Source organism: Campylobacter sp. Cr9 (genome assembly GCF_020138295.1).
Taxonomy (GTDB): domain Bacteria; phylum Campylobacterota; class Campylobacteria; order Campylobacterales; family Campylobacteraceae; genus Campylobacter_E.
This window is the reverse complement of record NZ_JACGBH010000001.1, coordinates 233,729-255,831: the sequence shown is the minus strand read 5'-3', so window position 1 is coordinate 255,831 and position 22,103 is coordinate 233,729. Positions and strand designations below refer to the sequence as shown.

Annotated in this window: 25 protein-coding genes, 1 tRNA gene and 1 pseudogene; 15 read left to right on the top strand and 12 right to left on the bottom strand. The window is 28.8% G+C overall.

Annotated elements, in window-relative coordinates:
- Window positions 1–45: 45 nt before the first annotated feature.
- The 8 genes and pseudogenes from AVANS14531_RS01350 to rpmB all read right to left on the bottom strand — a co-directional run bounded on the left by AVANS14531_RS01350 (window position 46) and on the right by rpmB (window position 4,539).
- Complete coding sequence (locus AVANS14531_RS01350) at window positions 46–1,350, bottom strand: CDC27 family protein (RefSeq protein ID WP_336611025.1); 1,305 nt, start codon at window positions 1,348–1,350, stop codon at window positions 46–48.
- Window positions 1,351–1,355: 5 nt separating this feature from the next.
- Complete coding sequence (locus tag AVANS14531_RS01345; protein ID WP_214117624.1) at window positions 1,356–1,565, bottom strand: alkylphosphonate utilization protein; 210 nt, start codon at window positions 1,563–1,565, stop codon at window positions 1,356–1,358.
- A gap of 21 nt (window positions 1,566–1,586) precedes the next feature.
- A tRNA-Leu gene (locus AVANS14531_RS01340) sits at window positions 1,587–1,673 on the bottom strand.
- Between the two features lie 130 nt (window positions 1,674–1,803).
- The gene (locus AVANS14531_RS09180) at window positions 1,804–2,124 is read right to left on the bottom strand and encodes a CZB domain-containing protein (RefSeq protein WP_442862384.1); all 321 of its coding nucleotides are present in this window, start codon (window positions 2,122–2,124) and stop codon (window positions 1,804–1,806) included.
- Window positions 2,125–2,244: 120 nt separating this feature from the next.
- A pseudogene (locus AVANS14531_RS09175) lies at window positions 2,245–2,514 on the bottom strand (methyl-accepting chemotaxis protein); the annotation flags it as partial.
- Between the two features lie 398 nt (window positions 2,515–2,912).
- Window positions 2,913–3,134: a YdcH family protein gene (locus AVANS14531_RS01330; RefSeq protein ID WP_239817429.1), complete on the bottom strand. Its 222-nt coding sequence runs from the start codon at window positions 3,132–3,134 to the stop codon at window positions 2,913–2,915.
- Between the two features lie 70 nt (window positions 3,135–3,204).
- On the bottom strand, window positions 3,205–4,329 hold the full coding sequence (locus AVANS14531_RS01325) for a potassium channel family protein (protein ID WP_239817430.1): 1,125 nt from the start codon (window positions 4,327–4,329) through the stop codon (window positions 3,205–3,207).
- 15 nt (window positions 4,330–4,344) lie between these two features.
- Complete coding sequence (gene rpmB, locus AVANS14531_RS01320) at window positions 4,345–4,539, bottom strand: 50S ribosomal protein L28 (protein ID WP_214117022.1); 195 nt, start codon at window positions 4,537–4,539, stop codon at window positions 4,345–4,347.
- 119 nt (window positions 4,540–4,658) lie between these two features.
- On the opposite strand from rpmB, the gene rpe reads away from it, so the two are divergent.
- Entirely contained in the window at window positions 4,659–5,306 is a 648-nt protein-coding gene (rpe, locus tag AVANS14531_RS01315) for a ribulose-phosphate 3-epimerase (RefSeq protein ID WP_336611023.1), read from the top strand.
- Entirely contained in the window at window positions 5,306–6,079 is a 774-nt protein-coding gene (locus AVANS14531_RS01310) for a 3'-5' exonuclease (protein WP_336611022.1), read from the top strand. Before rpe ends, AVANS14531_RS01310 begins: the two co-directional genes overlap by 1 nt.
- Window positions 6,080–6,132: 53 nt before the next feature.
- Here AVANS14531_RS01310 and truA read toward each other — a convergent pair whose 3' ends face one another.
- Window positions 6,133–6,864 (bottom strand): tRNA pseudouridine(38-40) synthase TruA, encoded by a 732-nt coding sequence (gene truA, locus AVANS14531_RS01305; RefSeq protein ID WP_336611021.1) that lies wholly within the window; start codon window positions 6,862–6,864, stop codon window positions 6,133–6,135.
- A gap of 103 nt (window positions 6,865–6,967) precedes the next feature.
- Between truA and AVANS14531_RS01300 the strand changes: the two genes are divergently transcribed.
- The 9 genes from AVANS14531_RS01300 to AVANS14531_RS01260 all read left to right on the top strand — a co-directional run bounded on the left by AVANS14531_RS01300 (window position 6,968) and on the right by AVANS14531_RS01260 (window position 15,784).
- On the top strand, window positions 6,968–8,323 hold the full coding sequence (locus tag AVANS14531_RS01300) for a sodium-dependent transporter (RefSeq protein ID WP_336611020.1): 1,356 nt from the start codon (window positions 6,968–6,970) through the stop codon (window positions 8,321–8,323).
- A 2-nt stretch (window positions 8,324–8,325) separates the two neighbouring features.
- Entirely contained in the window at window positions 8,326–9,675 is a 1,350-nt protein-coding gene (locus AVANS14531_RS01295) for a sodium-dependent transporter (protein ID WP_336611019.1), read from the top strand.
- A 137-nt stretch (window positions 9,676–9,812) separates the two neighbouring features.
- Entirely contained in the window at window positions 9,813–10,232 is a 420-nt protein-coding gene (rplM, locus tag AVANS14531_RS01290) for a 50S ribosomal protein L13 (protein ID WP_214117630.1), read from the top strand.
- 1 nt (window position 10,233) lies between these two features.
- Complete coding sequence (rpsI, locus tag AVANS14531_RS01285) at window positions 10,234–10,623, top strand: 30S ribosomal protein S9 (RefSeq protein ID WP_214117629.1); 390 nt, start codon at window positions 10,234–10,236, stop codon at window positions 10,621–10,623.
- A gap of 25 nt (window positions 10,624–10,648) precedes the next feature.
- Entirely contained in the window at window positions 10,649–11,629 is a 981-nt protein-coding gene (locus AVANS14531_RS01280; protein ID WP_336611018.1) for an OmpA family protein, read from the top strand.
- A gap of 254 nt (window positions 11,630–11,883) precedes the next feature.
- Entirely contained in the window at window positions 11,884–13,230 is a 1,347-nt protein-coding gene (locus tag AVANS14531_RS01275; RefSeq protein WP_336611017.1) for an APC family permease, read from the top strand.
- 95 nt (window positions 13,231–13,325) lie between these two features.
- The gene (locus tag AVANS14531_RS01270; protein ID WP_336611016.1) at window positions 13,326–14,330 is read left to right on the top strand and encodes a Cj0814 family flagellar-dependent secreted protein; all 1,005 of its coding nucleotides are present in this window, start codon (window positions 13,326–13,328) and stop codon (window positions 14,328–14,330) included.
- Between the two features lie 69 nt (window positions 14,331–14,399).
- Complete coding sequence (locus tag AVANS14531_RS01265) at window positions 14,400–15,251, top strand: hypothetical protein (protein ID WP_336611015.1); 852 nt, start codon at window positions 14,400–14,402, stop codon at window positions 15,249–15,251.
- Window positions 15,236–15,784, top strand: coding sequence for a cysteine peptidase family C39 domain-containing protein (locus AVANS14531_RS01260; protein ID WP_239817415.1), 549 nt, complete (start codon window positions 15,236–15,238; stop codon window positions 15,782–15,784). The genes AVANS14531_RS01265 and AVANS14531_RS01260 overlap by 16 nt, the downstream gene beginning before the upstream one ends.
- 56 nt (window positions 15,785–15,840) lie before the next feature.
- Here AVANS14531_RS01260 and AVANS14531_RS01255 read toward each other — a convergent pair whose 3' ends face one another.
- Entirely contained in the window at window positions 15,841–16,221 is a 381-nt protein-coding gene (locus AVANS14531_RS01255) for a hypothetical protein (RefSeq protein ID WP_239817414.1), read from the bottom strand.
- A gap of 196 nt (window positions 16,222–16,417) precedes the next feature.
- Here AVANS14531_RS01255 and AVANS14531_RS01250 point away from each other — a divergent pair, with 196 nt between their 5' ends.
- Entirely contained in the window at window positions 16,418–17,863 is a 1,446-nt protein-coding gene (locus AVANS14531_RS01250) for a DASS family sodium-coupled anion symporter (RefSeq protein WP_336611014.1), read from the top strand.
- A 149-nt stretch (window positions 17,864–18,012) separates the two neighbouring features.
- Here AVANS14531_RS01250 and AVANS14531_RS01245 read toward each other — a convergent pair whose 3' ends face one another.
- Both AVANS14531_RS01245 and AVANS14531_RS01240 read right to left on the bottom strand, forming a co-directional pair.
- Window positions 18,013–19,710, bottom strand: a complete 1,698-nt coding sequence (locus tag AVANS14531_RS01245; protein WP_336611013.1) for a mechanosensitive ion channel family protein — start codon at window positions 19,708–19,710, stop codon at window positions 18,013–18,015.
- A complete protein-coding gene (locus AVANS14531_RS01240; RefSeq protein WP_239817411.1) occupies window positions 19,707–20,345 on the bottom strand; it encodes a carbonic anhydrase in 639 nt (212 codons plus the stop codon). The genes AVANS14531_RS01245 and AVANS14531_RS01240 overlap by 4 nt, the downstream gene beginning before the upstream one ends.
- Before the next feature lie 106 nt (window positions 20,346–20,451).
- Between AVANS14531_RS01240 and AVANS14531_RS01235 the strand changes: the two genes are divergently transcribed.
- From AVANS14531_RS01235 to frr, 3 genes are all read left to right on the top strand, one after another.
- The gene (locus tag AVANS14531_RS01235; protein WP_239817410.1) at window positions 20,452–21,129 is read left to right on the top strand and encodes a Bax inhibitor-1/YccA family protein; all 678 of its coding nucleotides are present in this window, start codon (window positions 20,452–20,454) and stop codon (window positions 21,127–21,129) included.
- 89 nt (window positions 21,130–21,218) lie between these two features.
- Entirely contained in the window at window positions 21,219–21,533 is a 315-nt protein-coding gene (gene secG, locus AVANS14531_RS01230) for a preprotein translocase subunit SecG (RefSeq protein ID WP_442862383.1), read from the top strand.
- Window positions 21,534–21,543: 10 nt separating this feature from the next.
- Window positions 21,544–22,101 (top strand): ribosome recycling factor, encoded by a 558-nt coding sequence (gene frr, locus AVANS14531_RS01225; RefSeq protein WP_239817409.1) that lies wholly within the window; start codon window positions 21,544–21,546, stop codon window positions 22,099–22,101.
- The last annotated feature ends 2 nt before the right edge of the window (window positions 22,102–22,103 follow it).

The window sequence follows — 22,103 nt, the reverse complement described above, 5'->3', positions numbered from 1 at the left end:
CAAAAAATATTAACAAATTATAACATAGTTTTGAAAGGAATAAGCTTAAAATTTATATTTATACATTAAATTAAGAAAATAATTATCGTAAGAATTATATTCAAGTGTAGATTTTACTCTATCATATCCTAAATCTGCTGAGAAAATATTGTGATGATCCATATTGTATTCAGCACCAAAATTAACTCTTATAGATTTATCATTTCTTTGATTAGTAAAAATTGTTTCTTTATATTTACTAGCAGAATAACCTAAACTTGCCTTTAATATAACTTGTTTATTTAGCATATAAATAATACCTGAAGTAATAGAATATTCTTTATAATTATTTGTACTTTCTTTTACTCTACTAGTTTGCTCAATATCATAAGCCATTTTTAAATAAACCATACTTCTTTGAGATATTAATCTACTCATTGCATAAATACTATGATGGTTTGAGTCGTTTTCTTTATGTTCTTCATTTAAATAATTATTATGATTAATAGTATAGCCAAGCCCTAAAGATATTCCATTTTCCATATAATAATCGCCAGAAACATCAGCTGTAAAAGTATTTAAATATCTTTTATGTTTTAAAACTATGTAATCATAAGATAATAAAATATTTAGTTTAAATTGTCTTGAAATGTCAAATCCATTATTAATAGATGCGGTAAATACGCTTAAATTTTGAAAATCTTCTTCAATAGGTTTTATATAATATTTATTATAAAAATTAGCATTTATATCATAGTCATAAACATCATTTACTTGCTTTTTATAACCTGCATTTAGATTAGCTAATACACTGCTAGCAGGTTCATGCTTTGCACCACTTATAGGAAATTTAATCCCTAGTTGTGGTATAGGCAAATAGCTATCTTTTAGATTTTGTTTTTTTGGATTACTATCATATCCATATCCTACGCTTACACTTGCGTATGGTGTGTTTATTTGAGCTTTTGATTTTTCTTGTTTTTTAATACCTTTTAGCATATTAGAAACAAGAATTTTTTCTTCTTTTCTTAATCTTTCATCATCTTTTAAGCTCTCAAGCTCAAGTTTTAATAATTCATAATTTCCACTTTTTTGATAAATAATTGCACTTTGTAATCTTGCATCAACATTGTTTTCATCAAGAACTAATACCCTATCAAAAGCAGCAAGTGCTTCATCATACATGCCTAATTTAAAAGCGCTTTTACCCATGATTAAATTAAGGTCTATATCAGCACAAGAGTTTTTACAAATATCTGATGAAATTTCATAAGCTCTTTTAAAATTATTATTTTGATAGTTACTTTGCAAGTCTGTGTAAGCATTATTAGCAAATAGACTAAGCGGTAATAAAATTGCCAATTTTTTCATAAATATTATGCCTTTTTTAAAAAACAAGTTTTTAAAACTATAACCCCATGCTTATCTACTTTAGCTTCTATTTCGTCATCGTTTGAAGTAAGTTTAATATTTTTAACGTTAGTTCCTCTTTTGATTGTTAAAGAACTACCTTTTACTTTCAAATCCTTTATAACGCTAACATTATCTCCTGCTTGTAATTCGTTTCCGTTTGCGTCTTTTGGCATATTGTTTCCTTTATATTGTAGTGGTGCCCAAGGTCGGACTCGAACCGACACAGGATTGCTCCTACTAGATTTTGAGTCTAGCGCGTCTACCAGTTTCACCACTTGGGCTAAAAATGAGTATCATAATAAAATATGCTTATATTAAAATAAAATTATCATTATTTTAATACTTTTACATTAAAAATCTTATAGAATTTGAATTAGGAATTTAAGTCTAGCAAAAAGCTAGACTTAATTATTATTTCTTTAAAAATTCGCCTAATAAATGTCTAAAAATCATAAATAAATCAAGGCTTGATTTTTCAGCATTTTTATAAAGTTCAATGATTTCTTTACTATTGCTTGCAAGTTGTCCATGAGAAATTTGCTCAAGTGCTTGATTAATACTTTCGTGAACTTCTTTATGTGGTGTTTCAATCTTAGAATATAAAGGCATATGTCCGAACATTTCCTTACCTTCATTTTGATACCACTTACCTAAACGACAACTAAAATGATCGCTTAATTTAGTTGGATTTTCGCCTAGTGCATTTGCATATCCATTTGCTTTAAATAAGATATGGTCAAGTTTTACTAACGATGTAAATACTTCATATTTAATTGCACTACCATTAAATTTAATATCTTGTGAAATATGAACTAATTTATCAAATTGCTCTGAAAATGTTCCTATATGTGCATTAGAATCTTGCGAGATTTGTTCTACTTGTTCGCTTTGAGTAAACATTTCATTAGCATTTTGCTTTAATAAATTAATATTCATTTCTACTTCAGCTGTTGCTTTTTGTGTTTTTTCAGCTAACTTTCTAACTTCATCAGCAACTACAGCAAATCCTCTACCATGCTCACCTGCACGAGCTGCTTCGATAGCTGCATTTAAAGCTAATAGATTTGTTTGATCTGATACATCTTTAATTAGATTAATAACATTTGTTATTTCATCAACACTTCTATGAAGGTTTTGTGCTGTATCACGAGATTTACTTGATGATTCCGTAATTTGCTCAAGGGAAGTAATGATATTTTCTGAAACTTTTTTAAGATTTATTATCATATCAACACAATCTGTTGAAAGAGTTTCAATTTCTTTAGCTCTTGATAAATCACCTTCAATATCTTTTTGAACGAAAGATACACTTTCTTTCATACCTTTTACCATTATGTCAAATAAAGAAAATTTAACCTTTTCTTCTTCTTCATAAGTTTGTTTTGCAGTAATTTCAGCTTTTAAACTTGCAATTTCTGCTTCTAGTCTTTCCCTTTCTGCAAGAGCTTTTTTAAGTTTATCTTGCAGCTCTAATTCATGGGAATTATCTTTGTTAAAAAACATTAATACCCCTTTCTAAATTATGCTTTATTTTTGATTGAATTTAAGTAATTATTTAAATCATCTTTTAATTTTAATTTTTCCTTTTTCATTCTAGCAATTTCTAAATCATCTAAATGAACTCTGCCTTCTTCTGCATCTTTGATTTTGTGATCTAAATCATTATGTGCTTCAAATAATCTGTCAAAATGTGCATCTTTACCTTTTAAAGATGTAATTAATTCTCTATGTTCATGTAACATGATTGCTCCTTAGTGATAATTTTCACGCAATTTTAACTAAAATAAATTACAAATTGATAACACTTATAGTTTATTTTAAATTATCTGGACTTTGCTTATTTTTAATGATTTTTTTTACTTCTTTTATACTTTCAGGAGTTCCTATTAGTAATAATTTTGTTCCTGTTCCAATCATTGCATCACCTTTTGGCATAGGCAAAAAATTATTATTAGCATCTTTAATACCTATTACGCTAACATTTGCAAGTTGTCTAAACGCAACATCCTTTAATCTTCTAAATCTTACCCAGCTTTCATCAGGAACTTTTACTTCTTCAATATCAATACTTTGATCTCTTGTATATAAATATTGCTCTAATAGATTTTCCATCTCAGGTCTTACACTTACTACGCTAAGTCTTTGTGCTGCTAATTTTGTAGCTAAAACAACGGTGTTTGCGCCTAGTTTTTTAAGCCTTGCAGCATCGTGCTCGGAATTTGAAATCGTAATTATAGAATAAGGGCTAATTCTTTTTATATCTTTTTCATACAATCTTGCGCTTGCAATTATAGCTATATTATCAGCCGAATTTGGGCTAAGCGATATAATTCCTTTTGCACTTGAAAGATGAGTTTTTAAGAATGCTAAATCACTATGTGGAGGACATTTTACATAAAATGGATACTTATTGTCTTCTGCAATTTTTTCAAAATCAGGTATATCATCAACCACTACAAAAGGTGTGTAAGTTTGTTTAAATTGTTTTGCTAATTCTTGAGTGAATTCATTGTGATAACATATAACATAATGATTTTTAAGCCTTGCGATTTTATAAAGCATTCTTTTTTCCTTAATTAATCTTGTTAATTCGCCCTTTTTTAAAACTTCAATTACAATACCAATTGAAAAGGTAAAAGTAACAAAACCGAGTAATACATAACAAATTGTAAAAAATCTTCCTGCCGGAGTTATTTCAGCTACTTCAGTATAACCTAGAGTTGTAAAAGTCATTCCCGCTTGATAAATACCATCAAGCAAAGAAAAATTGCTAGTAATCATATACCCAATCGCCCCTAATAGCATCATAATAACAACAGCTATTAAAGGAAGGCGAAAAGGTCTTAATTGTTCGTAAAGTTCAGTATTTACATCTACTTCGGGCTTTCCACTTTCAGCCCAACCAAGTAATTTACTTAGCTTTTTAAAAAAGCTCATAAAATTTCTTTAAAATTAGTTAGCTCTTCTTTTTTTAAGTGTGCGTAATGTAGAAGCTGCAACTCTAATTTTTTTAGTTGTGCCATCACCTAAATCTATACGAATTGTGCGTAAGTTAGGTAAAAATCTTCTTTTTGTCTTGTTGTTAGCGTGGCTAACATTATTTCCTACCATAGGACCTTTACCTGTTAATTGACAAAATTTTGACATTGTAAATCCTTTTTTTGTATTCTTGTAAAAATTAAAAGCATTAATGATAGCATCTTAAGCTTAATTTTTTTTTTAAGTTTTAATGATATTCTATAAAAAATATTTTTCAAGGAATAAAAATGTATGTAGCTCCTAGTTTGTTGTCTGCTGATTTTTTGAATTTAGCCGAAGATATAAGAAAAGTTGAAGATGCAGGTGCTGACTTATTACATGTTGATGTAATGGACGGACATTATGTGCCAAATCTAAGCATAGGAACTTGCACGGCAAAAGCCGTAGCTAAAGTTGCTAGAGTGCCTTTAGATATTCATTTAATGGTAAGAGAAGTTGATAAATTTGTTGATTTATTTTTAGAATTTAAACCTAAATTTTTAAGCTTTCATATTGATGCAAGCACTCATCCGCTAAGACTTATTGAATACATAAGAAAACAAGGCGTAAATCCTGCAATCGTATTAAATCCACATCAAAATCTTCATGAAATTGAATATATTTTAAGCGAAGTTTCTATGGTTCTTTTAATGAGTGTAAATCCTGGCTTTGGCGGACAAAGTTTTATTCCTAGTGTTCTTAAAAAAATAAAAGATTTAAGAGAAATGATAGATAAAAATAATTATAAGTGCTTTATAGAAGTTGATGGCGGAGTAAATGGGCTAAATATTGCAGATATTGAAGGAGCTGGAGCTGATATTGTTGTGGCTGGTAATTATATTTTTAGCTCAAATGATTATAGAACCGCTATTAATTCTTTAAAAATGGAATTTTGATGGATTATAACGAACTTTATAAAAAGCAAATAATTAATTGCGATAAGATTTTAGAACGATTAATGATAAATAGTTTAAATTATAAAGATTTAAAAAATCAATATGAAAATGCTCTAGGCTTAGAGCTAGACTACGATACGCTTTTAATGCTAGGTCTTGATATCACATTAAAACAAAATCAAGAAGTGTTTTTAAACTCAAGAAATAAATCAATTCAAGATGAAACCTTTTGCGTTGTTGATATTGAAAGCACAGGTTCTATTAGTAACGGACAAATCATAGAAATAGGTGCTGTAAAGGTTAAAAATGGCAAAATATTAGATGAATTTGAAAGCTTTATTTACGCAAGTGAAGTTCCTGAAAATATCACAGAACTTACTGGAATTAATGCTTTGATGCTAAAAGATGCTCCAAAAAGTGCAAAAGTTCTAGCTGATTTTAGATTATTTTTAGGTAATGCGATTTTTGTAGCTCATAATGTTTCTTTTGATTATGGTTTTATTGCTAAAGAAAGCTTAGAGCATTTAAATGCGCCATTAATTAATAGAAAGCTTTGCACAATAATGCTAGCACGTCGCTGTATTGAATGCGATAAATATGGGCTTGATAGTTTAAAAAATGAATTAGGAATTACTAGCGTTCATCATAGGGCTTTAAGCGATGCAAAAGCTTGTGCTTTTATTTTAAATCATTGTATAAATACTTTAAAAGGAAGTTTGATTAAAACAAGTAATGACTTGATTTTATACTCTCGTTCTAAAATGAAAAAATAATCTAATTCCTATTTCAAATTCTTTGCAAAATCTTTGGAATTTGAAATAGGAATTTAATAAGTTATGCTTTTTAAATAAAGCCCATTAGGTTTAGCTAGTGTGCGTGAGTGAATAATCTCGCAATTTATTTGCTCTTTTAAATTATTTAAGCTTAATTTTCCTTCATTAATTTTAAGCAAAAAATCAACCATAAGCCTAATTTGCCCCCTTAAAAACCCATTAGCAAAAAAGTTTAAAACAACAAAATCTTTATACTCATAAACTCTAGTTTTATAAATCGTTCTAACGCTGTTTTTATCATCATCAAGACTTAGGCAAAATAAAGCAAAATCATGCTCACCTTCATATAATTTTATCGCTTGTTTTAGCAAATTAATATCCAAATCTTTTTCATAAACACTAAAATAAGCCTTAGAAAAAGCATTGTGGTTTTTAGCGAAAATATATCTATAACTTCTAATCTTTGCATCAAATCTAGGCTCAAAATCACAAAGGCTTAAATTCCTAATATAAATTCCATCTAAAATCCTATTAAGCTTTTTTATTACAAAGCTTTCATTTAGCTTATAAGGTGATGAAATCCTTGCTACATTGCACTTTGCATGAACGCCTTTATCCGTTCTACTAGCAAAAATACTTGGCTTAAATACTCCAACCGAATGCAAAGCATTATCAAGTGTATTTTGCACGCATTTTAAATCAGGCTGTTTTGCAGAGCCAAAAAACCTTGAACCATCGTAGCTTAAAATCATTTTGTAAGTAAATTCAGTGAGATTTTTATCCAAATTTTAACCTTTTTTGTAATTTTTCTCATTTTTTTATACAAATTTTTAAAAATTATTATAGAATGAAAGTTTTAACCTTAAAAACCAAAAAGAAGGGCTTATTTTGAATAATACATTTTCTAAAATTGGATTTATTTTAGCCGTTGCTGGTTCTGCTGTTGGGCTTGGGAATGCTTGGAAATTTCCTACTATGGTTGGAACTAATGGTGGTTCGGCATTTGTTATGCTTTTTATCATTCTTACTTTAGGTGTTGGATTTGTTATATTTTTGTGTGAATTATATATAGGTAAAGCTTCTAGGCTTGATCCTGCAAGTGCTTATTATAACTTAGCACCAAAACATAAAAAGGCTTGGTCTTTAGTAGGTTTTACAATGATTGGGGCTTTACTAATAGTTAGTTTTTATAGTGTGATAATCGGTTGGATAATTTATTATATTTATTATGCTTTTACTACGATTTTAAATATCAATTCTTTAAGCACTGAAATTGCCATTAATCAAGAGCTTTTTGTTAGTTTAGTAGAAACTAATTTAAGTGCTTTAGTAGTATGTTTTAGCGTTGTGTTTTTTATAGCTTTTTACACCGTTGCAAAAGGTGTAAAAGATGGCATTGAAAAGCTAAATGTATTTATGATGCCAACTTTATTTATAATGCTACTTTTAATGCTTTGTTATAGTGCTACTCAAAATGGCTTTAAAGATGCTTTTAACTTTTTATTCATGCCTGATTTTAGCAAGATTAATCACGATTCTTTTTTATCTGCTTTAGGGCTTGCTTGTTTTTCTTTAAGTATTGGAGCTGGTAGTATAATTACATATTCGGCTAGTTTGCCTGAAAAGACTAATTTTGTAAGCTCAACCTTATATATAATTTTCATAAATCTTTTAATAGGTCTTATGATGGGGCTTATTGTTTTTAGTTTTATTTTTGAATTTAATGCTGATCCTAGCGCACAAGGTCCTGGACTTATTTTTATAAGTCTTATTTCTTTGTTTGCTAAATTAGGATTTTTAGGAAAAATTTTAGCCCTAACATTTTTTATCGCTTTGTTTTTTGCGGGGATTACTAGTGCTGTTTCTATGATTGAACCTTTTGTGTTTTATCTAATCAATAAATTCAATTTTTCAAGGATTAAAGCCATAGTTTTAATAGGGATTGTAGTTTATATTTTAGGGCTTTTATGTATTTTTTCAAGTCTTGAAGACTATAAAGCTAATTTAACATTTTTTGGAATGAATTTCTTTGATATATTAGACAATCTTAGTTCAAATATCATTATGCCATTTGGTTCTTTTATGGCTGCTATATTTGTTGGATTTTTTATTAGCAAACAAGATTTAAAAGAAACTTTTGTTCCTTATATGGGCGAACTTGGTTTTAAAATATGGATATTTTTTGCAAGATTTGTTGCACCTATTGCAGTGCTTGTTATTGTGTATTTCAAATTTAAAGGATAAAAATGAGAGAGCAGTTTTCTAAAATTGGCTTTGTTTTAGCGATGGCAGGCTCTGCCGTTGGGCTTGGAAATGCTTGGAAATTTCCTACTATGGTTGGGACTAATGGTGGTTCTGTATTTATTTTACTTTATCTTATCCTTACATTTTTAATTGCTTTTATGGTGTTTTTAGGAGAGCTTAGCGTTGGTAAAATAACTCAAAAAGATGCTGTAAATGCTTTTAGCGATTTAGCAAAATCTAATAAAAAAGCTTGGGGATTTGCAGGATTTTTTATGATAGGCGCGATTTTAATCGTATGTTTTTATAGTGTAGTAATTGGTTGGATTTTAAAATACATATATTTAAGCTTTTTTAGCTTACCAAAGAATACTCAAGAAGCAGCAGCTTTATTTGGCAATCTAATTTCAAGTGATTTAATATCTCAAATTATTTGCTTTAGTATAGTTTTTATAATGGTATTTTGGGTTGTTAGCAAAGGAATTAAAAGTGGAATAGAAAAAATGAATGTGTGGATGATGCCAGCACTTTTTATCTTGCTAATTTTAATGCTTTTATATAGCTTTACATTTGATGGATTTTCTAAAGCTTTTGAATTTTTATTTAGACCTGATTTTAGTGTTTTAATTACTGAGAGTAAATTAAATATCTCATTAATTTTAGATGCTTTAGGGCTTAGCTTTTTTAGTTTATCTATGGGTGTTTGTGTTGTTTTAACTTATGCTGCAAGTTTGCCTGAGAATACTAATGTTATTAGATCAACTTTATCAATTATCTTTATAAATATTTTAGTTGGAATTATGATGGGTCTTATTGTATTTACTTTCGTATTTGAATACGGAGCAAATGCAAGCGAGCAAGGTCCTGGCTTAATTTTTGTTAGCCTTATGAGTTTATTTTCAAATCTTGGCATTGTAGGAAATATCTTAGCGGTTGCGTTTTTTATAGCATTACTTTTTGCAGGGCTTACAAGTGCTGTTTCTATGATAGAACCATTTGCGTTTTATCTAATAAATAAATTTGGCATATCAAGGAAACTTGCACTAGTTTATATAGGTATTTTTGTTTATATTATGGGGATTTTTTGTATTTTAGGATTTAATAAAGATTATTCATCTTATTTTACATTCTTTAATAAAAGCTTATTTGATATATTAGACTATCTAACTTCAAATATCTTAATGCCACTTTCTGCGATTGTTACTTGCATATTTGTAGGATTTTTTGTAGATATTAATAAATTAAAAAATCTTTTTGTGCCTTACATGAGTGAAGTTGGTTTTAATATTTGGTTTGTATTTATTAGATTTATTTGCCCTATCGTAATCGCTATAATTATGATAAATTCTTTATAAAATTTAAATTCCTAATTCAAATTCTTTTTGGAATTTGAATTAGGAAATATTTTTCTTAATCTTTTCTTAATTTAAGTATTATTTAAGTTTAAAAACATATAATCACCTTTTTAAAAAATTTTGGCAAAGGTAAAATCATGACAAAAATAACAAAGCCAAACGAAGTTAAAAGAGATTGGATAATCGTAGATGCTGAAGGTAAGCGTTTCGGTCGTCTTTTAACAGAAGTTGCGACAATTTTAAAGGGCAAGCATAAGCCTTGCTATACACCAAATGTTGATTGCGGAGATTATGTAGTAATTATCAATGCATCTAAAGCAGAATTTACTGGAACAAACAAAGCTGATGATAAATTATATCACAGACATTCAGGCTATTTTGGAAGCACAAAGAGTGAGAAATTCGGTGATTTATTAGCAAATAATCCAGCAAAATTATATAAATTAGCAGTTCGTGGTATGCTTCCTAAGACTACTTTAGGTCGTGCTATGCTTAAAAAATTAAAAGTTTATGCAGGTAGCGAACACCCACATACAGCTCAGGTAAAAGGAAAGTAAAATGGCAAAAGTTTATGCAACAGGTAAAAGAAAAACTGCAATAGCTAAAGTTTGGGCTAAGGCTGGAAGTGGTAAAATTATAGTTAACGGTGTTGATTTAAATACTTGGTTAGGCGGACACGAAGCTATTAAATTAAAAGTAGTTCAACCATTATTAGTTACTAAGCAAGAAGGTCTTATGGATATTACTGCTAGCACTTTAGGTGGTGGCTATAACGCTCAAGCAGAAGCTTTAAGACACGGAATTTCTAGAGCTTTAGCAGCTATGAGTGCTGATTTTAGAGCTTTACTTAAGCCACAAGGTTTATTAACCCGTGATAGTCGTGTGGTTGAGCGTAAAAAATACGGACGCAGAAAAGCAAGAAGAAAACCACAATTTAGCAAACGTTAATTTTCATTTTAAATTAGGAGTATTTATGAAAAAGATGAGTTTAGTTTTAAGTGCAGCTGCAGTATTAGCAGTAAGCGCAAATGCAAGTAATATTAATTTTGAAGGCTTAGAAATAAGCCCTATCGCTACATACAATGTACCAGAAGGAAATCTTGACCTTATGAATAAATTTGGTTATGGATTAAGAATTGGTTATATGTATGGTTCAGTAGGAACTGAAATTGGTTACGAGCACCAAAAAGGTGAATATAAAAGTATCAATAATTCAGGCCACAAACCAGTAGGTATTGATAGAGGATACTTAAACTTAATATTACCAGTTAAAGTTGGTGATACTAACTTTGATTTCTATGGTTTATTAGGTGTTGGTTATGAAAACTTCAGTGAAAATCTATATGACAATAAAAACGGAATGTTTGGTCATTATGGTGTTGGTTTAAAATACAAAATTTATAAGAGCTTTGGTTTAAGAGCAGAAGTTCGCGATCAAATCAAATTCCGCCATGCAGATCACCACTTAATTAGCACATTAGGTGTAATCTTCAATTTTGATGGCAAAAAAGAAGAAGTAGTTCCAACTCCAGCTCCAGTAGTTGAAGTTAAACCTGAGCCAGTAGTTGAAGTTAAACCTGAGCCAAAACCACAGCCAAAACCAAAAGCTTGTTATGACCTTGAAATGGTAAAAGTTAATTTTGGTTTTGATAAGAGCAATGTAACAGCTAATTACATTCCAGAAATTAATCGCTTAGCGAAATTAATTAAAGAAGAGCCTGCATATTTTGCAAACATTACAGGATATACAGATTCAATCGGTGCAACAGCTTATAACAAAAAATTATCAGAAAAAAGAGCAAGAGCTGTTAAAGCTGAATTAGTTAAAGCTGGTGTTAGCGAAGATAGAATCAACCCAACATGGGCTGGTGAGCAAAACGCAATCGGCGATAATAAAACTAAAGAAGGCCGTGCAGCAAACCGCAGAGTTGAATTAAAAATCATCTGCCAATAATTTATTTAGGTTTCACTTTTTAGTGAAACCTATTTTACTACTTCTTTGAAACTCAAAACTTTTTCAAATTCCTAATTCAAATTCTCAATTTTTTATAAGAATTTAAACTAGGAATTTAAAAGATAACCTATAAAACCAACTCTTTTAATATTATTAAAAATCCATATTTTATTAAATTTTAAAATATTTATAATTTTGTTTATCTTATTAAGATTTAGTAGTATTATTCGCTCATTTTATTAAGCGAGTAAGAAATGAAACTAAGCATTAAAGACATTGTTTTTATGAATCTAATCGGGATTTTTTCTTTAAGACAAATCCCTTACGTTGCTCAATACGGAGCTAGTTCAATTATTTTATGGTTATTTGTAGCTTTTGGATTTTTTGTGCCACTTGCTTTAATTTGCGGAGAACTTGGCTCAAAATTTCAAAAAAGTGGTGGAATATTTCTATGGATTAATAAAGCTTTTGGTGTAAGGATTGCTTATTTTTGTCTTATATGCTACTTATTATCTTGCTTAACTTTTTTTCCTATGATGCTTTATTTTGCAGCAAATTCATTAGCTTTTATTTTTGATATTAAAGCAAAATCGTATTTCATAGCAGCTTTTTCAATATTTAGCTTTTTAGCTTTAACTTATATTAATTACAAAGGTCTTGAATACACTAAGTTTATAAATAAAATCTTTGTTTATTTAGGAATATTACTACCTACTTTACTATTAATTTTAGTAAGTTTAATATTTTATTTTAATGTTGGCAAAATCCAAACCCCTTATAATTCAGGATATTTAATAGAATTTGATTTAAATACTTTGGTTTTTGCAAGCACGATGATGTTTGCCTTTGCTGGGCTTGAACTTAGCACCATGATAGGAGCTAAGATTGATAATGCTAGAAAAAATTATCCTAAAGCAATTTTTCTTAGTGCCTTGCTAATAGTTGGCATTTATATTTTAGGGACATTTTGTCTAAATGTAATATATCCCGCAAAAGATACTGATATTTTAGACGGAATTATGCAAGCGATTTCGTATTCTGAAAAACTATTAGGCATAAATCATCTTACCCAAATTATGTCTTTTTGTCTTTTTATAGGAACTTTAGGTCAAATTAATTCATGGCTAATTGCTCCAATTTATATGCTAGCAAGCGCATCAAAAGAAGGTATTATTAAATTTTATGAAGCAAAACCACATCCAAAATACAATACACCTTATAGAGCATTATTTTTTCAAGCTTTTTTGGTTAGCATAATCTGCTTATTTTGTGCGTTTTTTACTAATTCTCAAGACATTTACTGGACACTTAGCTCACTTACTACTGTTTCTTATTTTTTACCTTATATTGCAATGTTTTTTGCATATTTTAAATTAAAAAATTATGCGAACGAAGGCGAAGATTTTGATATTAAAAACAAGGCTCTTAGTTATTTTTTAGCAATTCTAGGTCTTTTTAGCGTCTTATTTGCTTTGGTTTTAAGTTTTGTAAATCCTGATGAAAATACTAATAAATTTTATTTTTTAGAAATATTATTAGCTCCTATTGTTGCATTTATCATTGTGCTAATAAGTTTCAACAAGACTTGCAATAAAAACTAATTCCTATTTCAAATTCCACAAATTTTTAAAGAATTACGAAATAGGAATTAAATAATTTTAATAAATGCCGATATTAGTAATTAAAAGGGGTAATTATGAAAATATCGGCGAATTCTTACGCAATGTATCAAACAATTAATGTGAATAAAAAAGAAACTAATAACGAGATTAAAAAAGTAGATAATAAAGCAGATGATAAAAAGGTAGGAGTTGTATTAGGATACGGAGTTGATAAAGATGGCTTTTTTACAAGTGATTTTAACAAAGCCGCAGGAATTGCTGAAGATTTTAAAATACATAGTGATACAATGCTTTCCCTTGTAGAAAAAAATAACCAAGCAAACCCACCAATATACAAAATGCGTCATAACATAGATATAGTAAAAAGCGCAAGCAATGCTTATAAAGTTTTAAAAGGAGTTTTAGGTGATGAGTTTTTAAATTCAAAGGATTTTTTTAGCTCTGATGAGCTTTGGAAAACTTCACATTTTTTTGAAATGGATAAAAAAAGCCTAACTATTACAAAGACTTTTGATAATCTCAAAGATTATAATGATTATGTAGATAAAATGGATTATTGTAGGCTTGATTCAAAATATAGAGCGAGTAATCATCTGTCTGGTTTGTTTGCACAAGATGATATTTTTCATAAAGTAGAACCACCTGTAAATAATTATGATGCGTGGTTAGATAGTATATGTAGCCATATTTACGATCCACACAAGGAAAATTATCAAAACGAAAAAGGCGAGTATAGCAAAGGCGGACTTTTAGCTGCTGTTTTATATAACAATTACATTTTAGTAGAAGGTGAAAAAACTAATTATGCTAAGCAAATGGGACATGACTACAGCGACCCATTTGATCCGCACCGCACAGATGATTGTGGTATGATAAATCCAAACAATACAAAACGCTATGAGATAGGCAAAGAAGATGAATGGCAAAAATTAATGCAAAAACTAGCTTATGAAATGATAAGTGGTAAAAGCCCAAAAGCTCCTAAAGATATAGATAGTTATGAAACTTTTGAAGAGTTTTTGCAAGAGGCTTTAAAATACAGCCAAAAAGATATAAGTTTATTTGATATGAAGGTTTAAATTCCTATTTCAAATTCCATAAATTTTTAAAAGGGTTTGAAATTTTATATTTTAATTGAAAGGAAGAGTTTGAAAAAGTTATTTTTTATAGCATTTATTTTAAGCTTTTTATTTGGCTCTGATGTTATTACTATTGATAGTCTTTTTAAGAGACAAATTGGACTTAGAAGTATTACAAGTCTTAGTTTAATCACTAGCGGAAATGCCAATATCTACACAAGCTATACAAGTCTAATAATAGGAGGCGATCCTGTGATTTGGACTGATAATAAAAGGCTAAGCTTGAATGAAACTTTGATATATTCATTTAATAACAAGCTTGATTTTATAGCTTCTCTTGGTGCTAATGCTACTAGAAATGAATATAGTAATTTCTTTACTGGTAAGCCTATGAGTGAAACTCATTATTCATTTGAGAGCTTGTGGCTTGGGTTTAATTATAGATTTGATAGTTTTAGTGATAAAATACTTAGTTTTTCTTATCAAGCAGGGGTAATTCAAAGAGAAAAAGCACTTGATACAAATAAAAGCTTTCATTTTAAATCACACTCAGCTAAGCTAAATCTAAGAGGTTATAGCGACCCTGCTATTTGGGGTATTTATATGGGTTTTACATATAATGATACTAGGACTTTTGATAAACTAGCGATAAATTATGGAAATTCTTATAATTTTGGTGCAAATCTTAGCATAGTATTAAGCCCTAAAATCACGCTTGATTTAGAGGCTTCACAGAGTTTTCAAGCAGCCCAGAAGATAAACGGCGTAAAATATACAAATCTAAGAAGTATCCCAACATATAGCGTAGGTTCAACTTATAGTATAAATGATGATACAAGCATAAGCTTTAATGCTAGTTTAGGTGGTGGCTCAGCTGCTCCTGATAGTGTATTTGGCATTAGTCTATGGCAAAAATTTTAATATTTTTTATACTGCTTACTAATCTTTATGCTGAGTTTGCAGTAAAGTCTTATAAAGAATTTAAAAACGAATCAGTAGTAAGACAAAGCTATGAAGAATCTTGTGGGGCAAGTAGCATAGCGACCTTGCTAAATCTAACAAATATCAAGCGTTTTAGCGAAAAAGATATTTTAGAAGTTTTAGATAAAAATACTAATATGCTAAGTTTTAATGAATTAAACAATGCCTTAAACAAGCTTGGCTTTTATGCAAAAGCTTATAAACTAAATCGCATTATATTTGAGCAAATATTTACGCCTTTTATAGTAAAGATTGAAAACGATCCTAGATTCCCACATTTTGTAGTGGTAAATAATATTAAAGGAGATTTTGTAAAAGTATATGATCCAAGCTTTGGCGAATATCTAAGCTCTAAAAAAGAATTTTATAGCGTATGGGATAAAGATGGTTTGGGTGGTTATGCTCTAATAATAAAGCCAAATATTACAAAAGAAATAGAACTAAATCTACCACGCCCAAGTCAAATAAAATAAAGCTAATTCCGAATTCAAATTCTACAAATTTTTAAAGGAATTTGAAATAGGAATTATCATTTTATATTTATTAAAATATCGTTGTTTTTATATGTATTTTTTGGCTTTTTTGTAGGTTTTTCGCCATTTATTGTAATTTGTATATATTCGCTTGGGTCTTGTTTTTTGATAGGTTGAATAATTTCTTTTACTTCTTTTATTTCTTGCTCTTCTTCTTCAAATAATATATCAAGAGCTTTTTTAAGCTTTCTTAGTTTTTTTTCATCTAATTCGTTTAATTTTTGACTTATATTAATTTCATTTGTATTATATAAATCAATTGGTTTTGTAGGGTCAGTCCAGTTTGGATTCGCATCAAGTGGCGGAGTATCTCCGGGAAAATCTAGCGTATATGAAAATAAATTCAAACTTAATAAAAATATTAATACTTTTTTCATCTTTTATCCTAATTAAATTTAAAATCTTATAAAAAGACATAAAATATCCAATTAATTTATAAGTTTTTTTATAAAAAAATTATAGATTATGTTACCTTACTACACAATTAAATCTTAAAAAAATGATTTTAAATATATTTTATAGATAATTTCGCTAAAGTAATAATTATTTTTTAATTTCATTTAAGGAGAATTAATGAAACGAGCAATTTCTATTATTGCATTAATCATTATTCCATTTTTATTTGCTTTTGTGCTTCCTTGCCCGAATGGTCTTAGCGAAGCTGCTTGGGTAATGTTTGGAATATATCTTGCTGCTGTTTTAGGCCTTGTATTTAAGCCTATTCCTAATTCAATGGTGTTAATTACTGCTGTTGCAGGAACTGCACTTTTTATGGGAAAGTATTTAGGCTCAGCTAAAGAAGCTACTAAACAAGCTTTAAGTGGTTATGCGAGTGCTACTACTTGGATTATTGTTTCTGCTTTTGCTTTAAGCATTGCCTTTACTAAAACAGGTCTTGGTAAAAGATGGGCTTATTTTTTAATAGGTAAGCTTGGTAAAACTACTTTAAGACTTGGTTATGTTACGGCGTTTTTGGATTTAATAGTATCTCCAGCAACTCCTTCAAATACTGCAAGAGCTGGTGGTATAGTGTTTCCTATCGTAAATTCAATTGCACAATCTTTATCAAAAGATAAGGTAGAAACAGAAAATAGAGTAGGTGCATTCTTAGCTTGTAACGCTTATATGAGTACTAAGATGACTTCGTTTATTTTCGCTACTGCAATGGCTGGAAATATGCTTGTTATAGGTTATTCAAACGATATTTTAGGAACTAGCCTAAATTGGGGAAATTGGGCTGTTGCTATGATAGTTCCTGGTATTGTGTGTTTATTAGTAATTCCTTTTATTGTTTATATTTTTGTTCGCCCTGATATTAAGACAATAGATAATGTTGCTATTGCTAAACAAGGTTTAGAAGAGTTAGGAGAGATGAAAAGAAGTGAAAAAATGCTTGTTTTAATCTTTATTCTTGCTTTGCTTGGTTGGTCTGTTCCATCACTATCTAGCTCTTTATTTAACTATAAAATAGATATAGATGCAACTGCTGTTGCTGTTGGTGCGATGAGCTTATCTGTTTTATTAGGTGTTTTAAAGTTTGAAGATATCGCAGGTTCAAAAGAATGTATCGGAACGCTATTTTGGTTCGGTGGTATTATGTCGCTATCAAGTATGATGAATAAACTAGGGTTTTTTAAATGGCTTGGAACATTTATTGAATCTAATATGAACTTAAACCTAAGCCCTTTACTTGTGCTAATATTAATAGGATTTATTAGTATAATCGTAAGATATTTATATGCTTCTGCAACTGTGTTTATCACAACGCTTTTACCTGTGTTGTTTTTAATAGGTAAGAGTGCTGGAGTTGATCCTTATTTATTAGCGTTTTTATTAATTACTACAAACTCTTATGGTGGAGCATTAACTCACTTTGGTGGTCCTGCTGCTTCAGTTATTTTTGGTGCTGGTTATAATACTGTTAAAGAATGGTGGATAACAGGATTTGTAGTTGCTATGGTATCTTATGTATTATGTCTTGCTGTAGGACTTCCATACTGGGGTCTTTTAGGACATTAAGCTTATATCCTAATTCAAATTCCAAAGAATTTGAATTAGGAATTAGAATTTTTATATTTATCCAAAACTTATTTTAATCGTTTTAATATTTAAAGCGAATTAGCTTTCCTAATCCAAAAACTTAAAGAATTTGAATTAGGAATTATAAATTAATCTTTAGGTAATTTTTCTACATAAAGACTTGTTGATGGGAAGGCAAAGCTTAAGCCATTTTTTTCAACTATTTTCATTACTTCCATTAATATCTTGCTTTTTTCATCGTAGTATTGTTTTGCACTAATGCTTTTGATATAAAAATAAAGCTCTACATTAATACTGCTTGCAGCAAAATCATCAAGCCAAACATAAATAGATGATTTAAACCCTTCTAAATCATTTACAGAAATTAGGTTTTGCTTGTAGAAGTTTTTGTTTTTGTGCTGAAAGATTTCATCGTTTTCATTAGCGATTATTTCATTGTTATTTAAAAGTTCTTTTAAATCATTTATAAAATTTTGTATTTGTTCGGTTGTTGAATCGTATGTTAAGCCTACGCTTAATTTTACTCTTCTTCCATATTTTCTCTTAGAATAGTTTTTGATATTTCCGTTTAATATAGTTGAGTTTGGTATGAATACTAAGCAGTTATCAAAAGTTCTTATTGTGGTTTTTCTAAGACCAGTTTCAACGATAGTTCCTTCTATTCCATTCACTTCTACCCAATCGCTTTGAGAAAAAGAATTATCAAAAAGCATTAAAACCGATGCAAAAAAGTTCGCAATTATATCCTTAGCAGCAAGAGCAACAGCCAAACCACCAATTCCAAGCGAAGCAATGATTGCTGAAATATCAAAGCCTAATTTTGCTAGTATTATTAAGATTGTAATTATTATGATAATAAAATCTATGATTTTTAAAATTAGGTTGATTATTTCTTTTTTACCACTTTTTAAGGCTAATTTTGACATTAAAATTAAACCATAAGAATTAATTATGTTTAGAATTAGCCAAGCAATTATTATTGTATTTATGATTGATAAAATCGTTAAAATTATAGGCATTACAGCTGCAGGATAAAATGCTATTACAAAGCACAGCCAAATCCCATACATATAAAATAATAATGTTAAAGGCTTTGTTATATCTTTTAATGATTCGCTTATTTCGTGCTTTTGTTTTTTGATTAATTTTAAGAAAACAAAATATATTAGTTTTAAAACTATCTTTTTAAACATAAATATAAACAATAAAATAATGCAACAAATTATGATTTTTCCAGGATTTAAGTATTTGCTTACTTCTTTAGGGAAAAAACCATTTAAATAATTGATAAAATTATCGGTTTTTAATTCTTGAATTAAATAATTGCTTTCAAAAACATTAGCGTTTAATCTTAAGTATGTAAGTATTTCTATGTAAGAATTAAGATAGATTAATTCTTCATCTTTTACTTTTTCGCTATTTAGCTCTTTAATGCTTTCATCTATAATATCTTTTATGCTTTCATTATCAATTTTACTATCATTAAAAACATTGTTTGATTCAATTAAAGTTTTATAAAATTCTAATTTTATTTTCTTTAATTCACTACTTATTTTTTCTTTTTTGAAATCTTCTAAAAGTTTGTTATTTAGATTGTTTTTATCAAATAAAGTTGGTAGTATTGATAGTATTTGATTTTTTTTGTTTTTATACTCGCTTATTTCTTGATTGATTTTATTTTGGTTTATTGTTTTATCTTCGTTTTTGCCTAATAATATATTTAAATCATTGATTTTCATATTATAATCAATGTATTGATTTATATTATCAACTAAATTATTTGCATATACAAACACACTAAATAATAATATTAAAACAACTCTCATTGTAAATCCTTTAATGGTTTAAAATGTCCATCAGCTGGGCAGTATTCATAAATCTCAGCAGTTTCAATTAGAAAATACCAAGCTCTAATAGTAAGCTCGTTATTATCAACTCTATTTTGAACATCAGGGTAGCCTAATAAGTTTTCATAACTATTTAAAACATTTGCCTTTTCTATCATCCAAGACCTTAGGGCGTATTGTCCTTCAAAATGGCTTAATTCAAGAGTGTAATCAACTTGTTTTTTAATATCATCTAATAAAGAAACCCATTTTTTTACGTTTGGTAAAACTTCAGCTTTTTTGCTAGGTATATCTTTGCAACCCCCGCAATTACTATGACCGCAAATTATTATGTTTTTTACATTTAAAGCATATAAAGCGTATTCAATAGCAGAAGTAGTAGCCAAATATTCATCTTTAACCCTATAAGGCGGGATAATGTTTGCTATATTTCTTATTACAAATAATTCTCCAGGCAAAGTTGAGGTTATTAGATTTGGAATTACTCTTGAATCAGCACAACCTATAAATAGTGTATGTGGATTTTGTTCTTCTTTTAAATCTTTAAACAAATCCTTATGTTCTAAAAATCCTTCTTGCATAAATTGCAAGGCACCTTTTATTAATTTATCCATCGTTTATCCTTGTTAAAAAGCAAAATTATATAAAAAAATTTCAATGAGATATTAACTAACTTAGCTATAATCAAGAGCTTTTAATAAATTTAAACAAGGAGAAAAAATGAGTTTATACGAAAGAACTCGTGCTAGTTCAGCTATTCGTTCAGACGCTGCGATTTTTGTAAGAGATACATATATGTATTTTGCTCTTTCGCTAGTTGCTGCAACATTAGGGGCTTATTTAGGTGCTACATATTTAGCTAGTTTTTTAGTTGGCAATATTTGGGCTAGTTTAGGAATTCTTGCTGTAGAAATTATATTAATTATGGTATTGAATACAAAAAGAGAAGTAACTAATGGTGCTATTGCTATGCTATTTACATTTGCATTTATTAGTGGTCTTAGCCTAACAGGTATTATTTATATTACTTTACAACACCCAGCAGGTGCTGAAATAATAGCTCAAGCTTTATTTTTAACAACACTTGCTTTTGCAGGACTTAGTGTATTTGCATTTACAACAAAAAGAGATTTTAGTGTATTTAGCAAGGCACTTTTCATTGTTTTATTAGTTGTTATCGGGGCATCTTTATTAAATCTATTTTTCCAAAGCCCAGTTTTACACCTAGTAATTTCTAGTGTTAGTGCTATTTTATTTAGCTTCTTTATCATTTATGATACACAAATGATAATTCGTGGTGCATATCAAACACCTATTCAAGGTGCAATCGCTTTATACCTTGACTTTATTAACTTATTTATATCTCTTTTAAACATCTTAAGAAGTATTAGAGATTAATTTTTAAGCCTTCAATTTTGAAGGCTTTTAACTTATTTTAAATTTTATAACATATAATACAAACTTTATTTTTAAACGAAAGAAGTAATATGAACACAATTTTTATCGCAATTCAATTTATCTTAGTAGTAATTATTTGTGCTTGTGTATTAATGCAAAAAAGCTCAAGTATAGGTTTAGGTGCTTATAGTGGTTCAAATGAGAGTTTGTTTGGAGCAAAAGGTCCTGCTGGATTTTTAGCTAAATTTACTTTTATAATGGGTGTTTTACTTGTTGCAAATACAATCTTTTTAAGTTATAGCTATAACACAAAAACTAGTGAAAGTTTAGTAAATAAATTAGAAAACGCTAGCAAGCAAATTCAAGAAACTAAACCACAAGCATTACCAGAATCAATCAAGTAAAAGGACGAAAATGTTAAGTGAAATTTATTCAAAACAAAAAGAACAAAACGAAAAAGCTCATAATGCTTTAAAAAAAGATTTTATGACCTTAAGAACAGGTAAAGTAAATATTTCTATATTAGATAATGTTTTTGTAGATTATTATGGAAATCCAACTCCATTAAATCAAGTTGCAACTATTTTAGCAACTGATGCTACTACAATCACAATTAGTCCTTGGGAAAAATCTATGATTAAAGCGATTGATACAGCAATCAAAGCAGCAAATATCGGAGTAAATCCAAATGCTGATGCAGATGGCGTTAAATTATTTTTCCCTCCAATGACAAAAGAACAAAGAGAAGAAAACGCAAAAGCAGCAAAAGCAATGGGAGAAAAATGCAAAGTTGCTATTAGAAATATTAGAAAAGATGCAAATGATGCTGTTAAAAAATTAGAAAAAGATAAAGCAGTAAGCGAAGATGAAGCGAAAAAAGCTTACGATGAAGTTCAAAAAATTACTGATTTAGCAATTGCTAAAACCGATGAATTAGTAAAAGAAAAAGAAACACAATTACTTAAAGTTTAAAA

Coding starts and splice junctions, on each gene's coding strand:
- AVANS14531_RS01350 (WP_336611025.1), bottom strand. CDS start 1,350: ATGAAAAAATTGGCAATTTTATTACCGCTTAGTCTATTTGCTAATAAT.
- AVANS14531_RS01345 (WP_214117624.1), bottom strand. CDS start 1,565: ATGCCAAAAGACGCAAACGGAAACGAATTACAAGCAGGAGATAATGTT.
- AVANS14531_RS01330 (WP_239817429.1), bottom strand. CDS start 3,134: ATGTTACATGAACATAGAGAATTAATTACATCTTTAAAAGGTAAAGAT.
- AVANS14531_RS01325 (WP_239817430.1), bottom strand. CDS start 4,329: ATGAGCTTTTTTAAAAAGCTAAGTAAATTACTTGGTTGGGCTGAAAGT.
- rpmB (WP_214117022.1), bottom strand. CDS start 4,539: ATGTCAAAATTTTGTCAATTAACAGGTAAAGGTCCTATGGTAGGAAAT.
- rpe (WP_336611023.1), top strand. CDS start 4,659: ATGTATGTAGCTCCTAGTTTGTTGTCTGCTGATTTTTTGAATTTAGCC.
- AVANS14531_RS01310 (WP_336611022.1), top strand. CDS start 5,306: ATGGATTATAACGAACTTTATAAAAAGCAAATAATTAATTGCGATAAG.
- AVANS14531_RS01295 (WP_336611019.1), top strand. CDS start 8,326: ATGAGAGAGCAGTTTTCTAAAATTGGCTTTGTTTTAGCGATGGCAGGC.
- rplM (WP_214117630.1), top strand. CDS start 9,813: ATGACAAAAATAACAAAGCCAAACGAAGTTAAAAGAGATTGGATAATC.
- rpsI (WP_214117629.1), top strand. CDS start 10,234: ATGGCAAAAGTTTATGCAACAGGTAAAAGAAAAACTGCAATAGCTAAA.
- AVANS14531_RS01280 (WP_336611018.1), top strand. CDS start 10,649: ATGAAAAAGATGAGTTTAGTTTTAAGTGCAGCTGCAGTATTAGCAGTA.
- AVANS14531_RS01275 (WP_336611017.1), top strand. CDS start 11,884: ATGAAACTAAGCATTAAAGACATTGTTTTTATGAATCTAATCGGGATT.
- AVANS14531_RS01270 (WP_336611016.1), top strand. CDS start 13,326: ATGAAAATATCGGCGAATTCTTACGCAATGTATCAAACAATTAATGTG.
- AVANS14531_RS01260 (WP_239817415.1), top strand. CDS start 15,236: ATGGCAAAAATTTTAATATTTTTTATACTGCTTACTAATCTTTATGCT.
- AVANS14531_RS01255 (WP_239817414.1), bottom strand. CDS start 16,221: ATGAAAAAAGTATTAATATTTTTATTAAGTTTGAATTTATTTTCATAT.
- AVANS14531_RS01250 (WP_336611014.1), top strand. CDS start 16,418: ATGAAACGAGCAATTTCTATTATTGCATTAATCATTATTCCATTTTTA.
- AVANS14531_RS01245 (WP_336611013.1), bottom strand. CDS start 19,710: ATGAGAGTTGTTTTAATATTATTATTTAGTGTGTTTGTATATGCAAAT.
- AVANS14531_RS01240 (WP_239817411.1), bottom strand. CDS start 20,345: ATGGATAAATTAATAAAAGGTGCCTTGCAATTTATGCAAGAAGGATTT.
- AVANS14531_RS01235 (WP_239817410.1), top strand. CDS start 20,452: ATGAGTTTATACGAAAGAACTCGTGCTAGTTCAGCTATTCGTTCAGAC.
- secG (WP_442862383.1), top strand. CDS start 21,219: ATGAACACAATTTTTATCGCAATTCAATTTATCTTAGTAGTAATTATT.
- frr (WP_239817409.1), top strand. CDS start 21,544: ATGTTAAGTGAAATTTATTCAAAACAAAAAGAACAAAACGAAAAAGCT.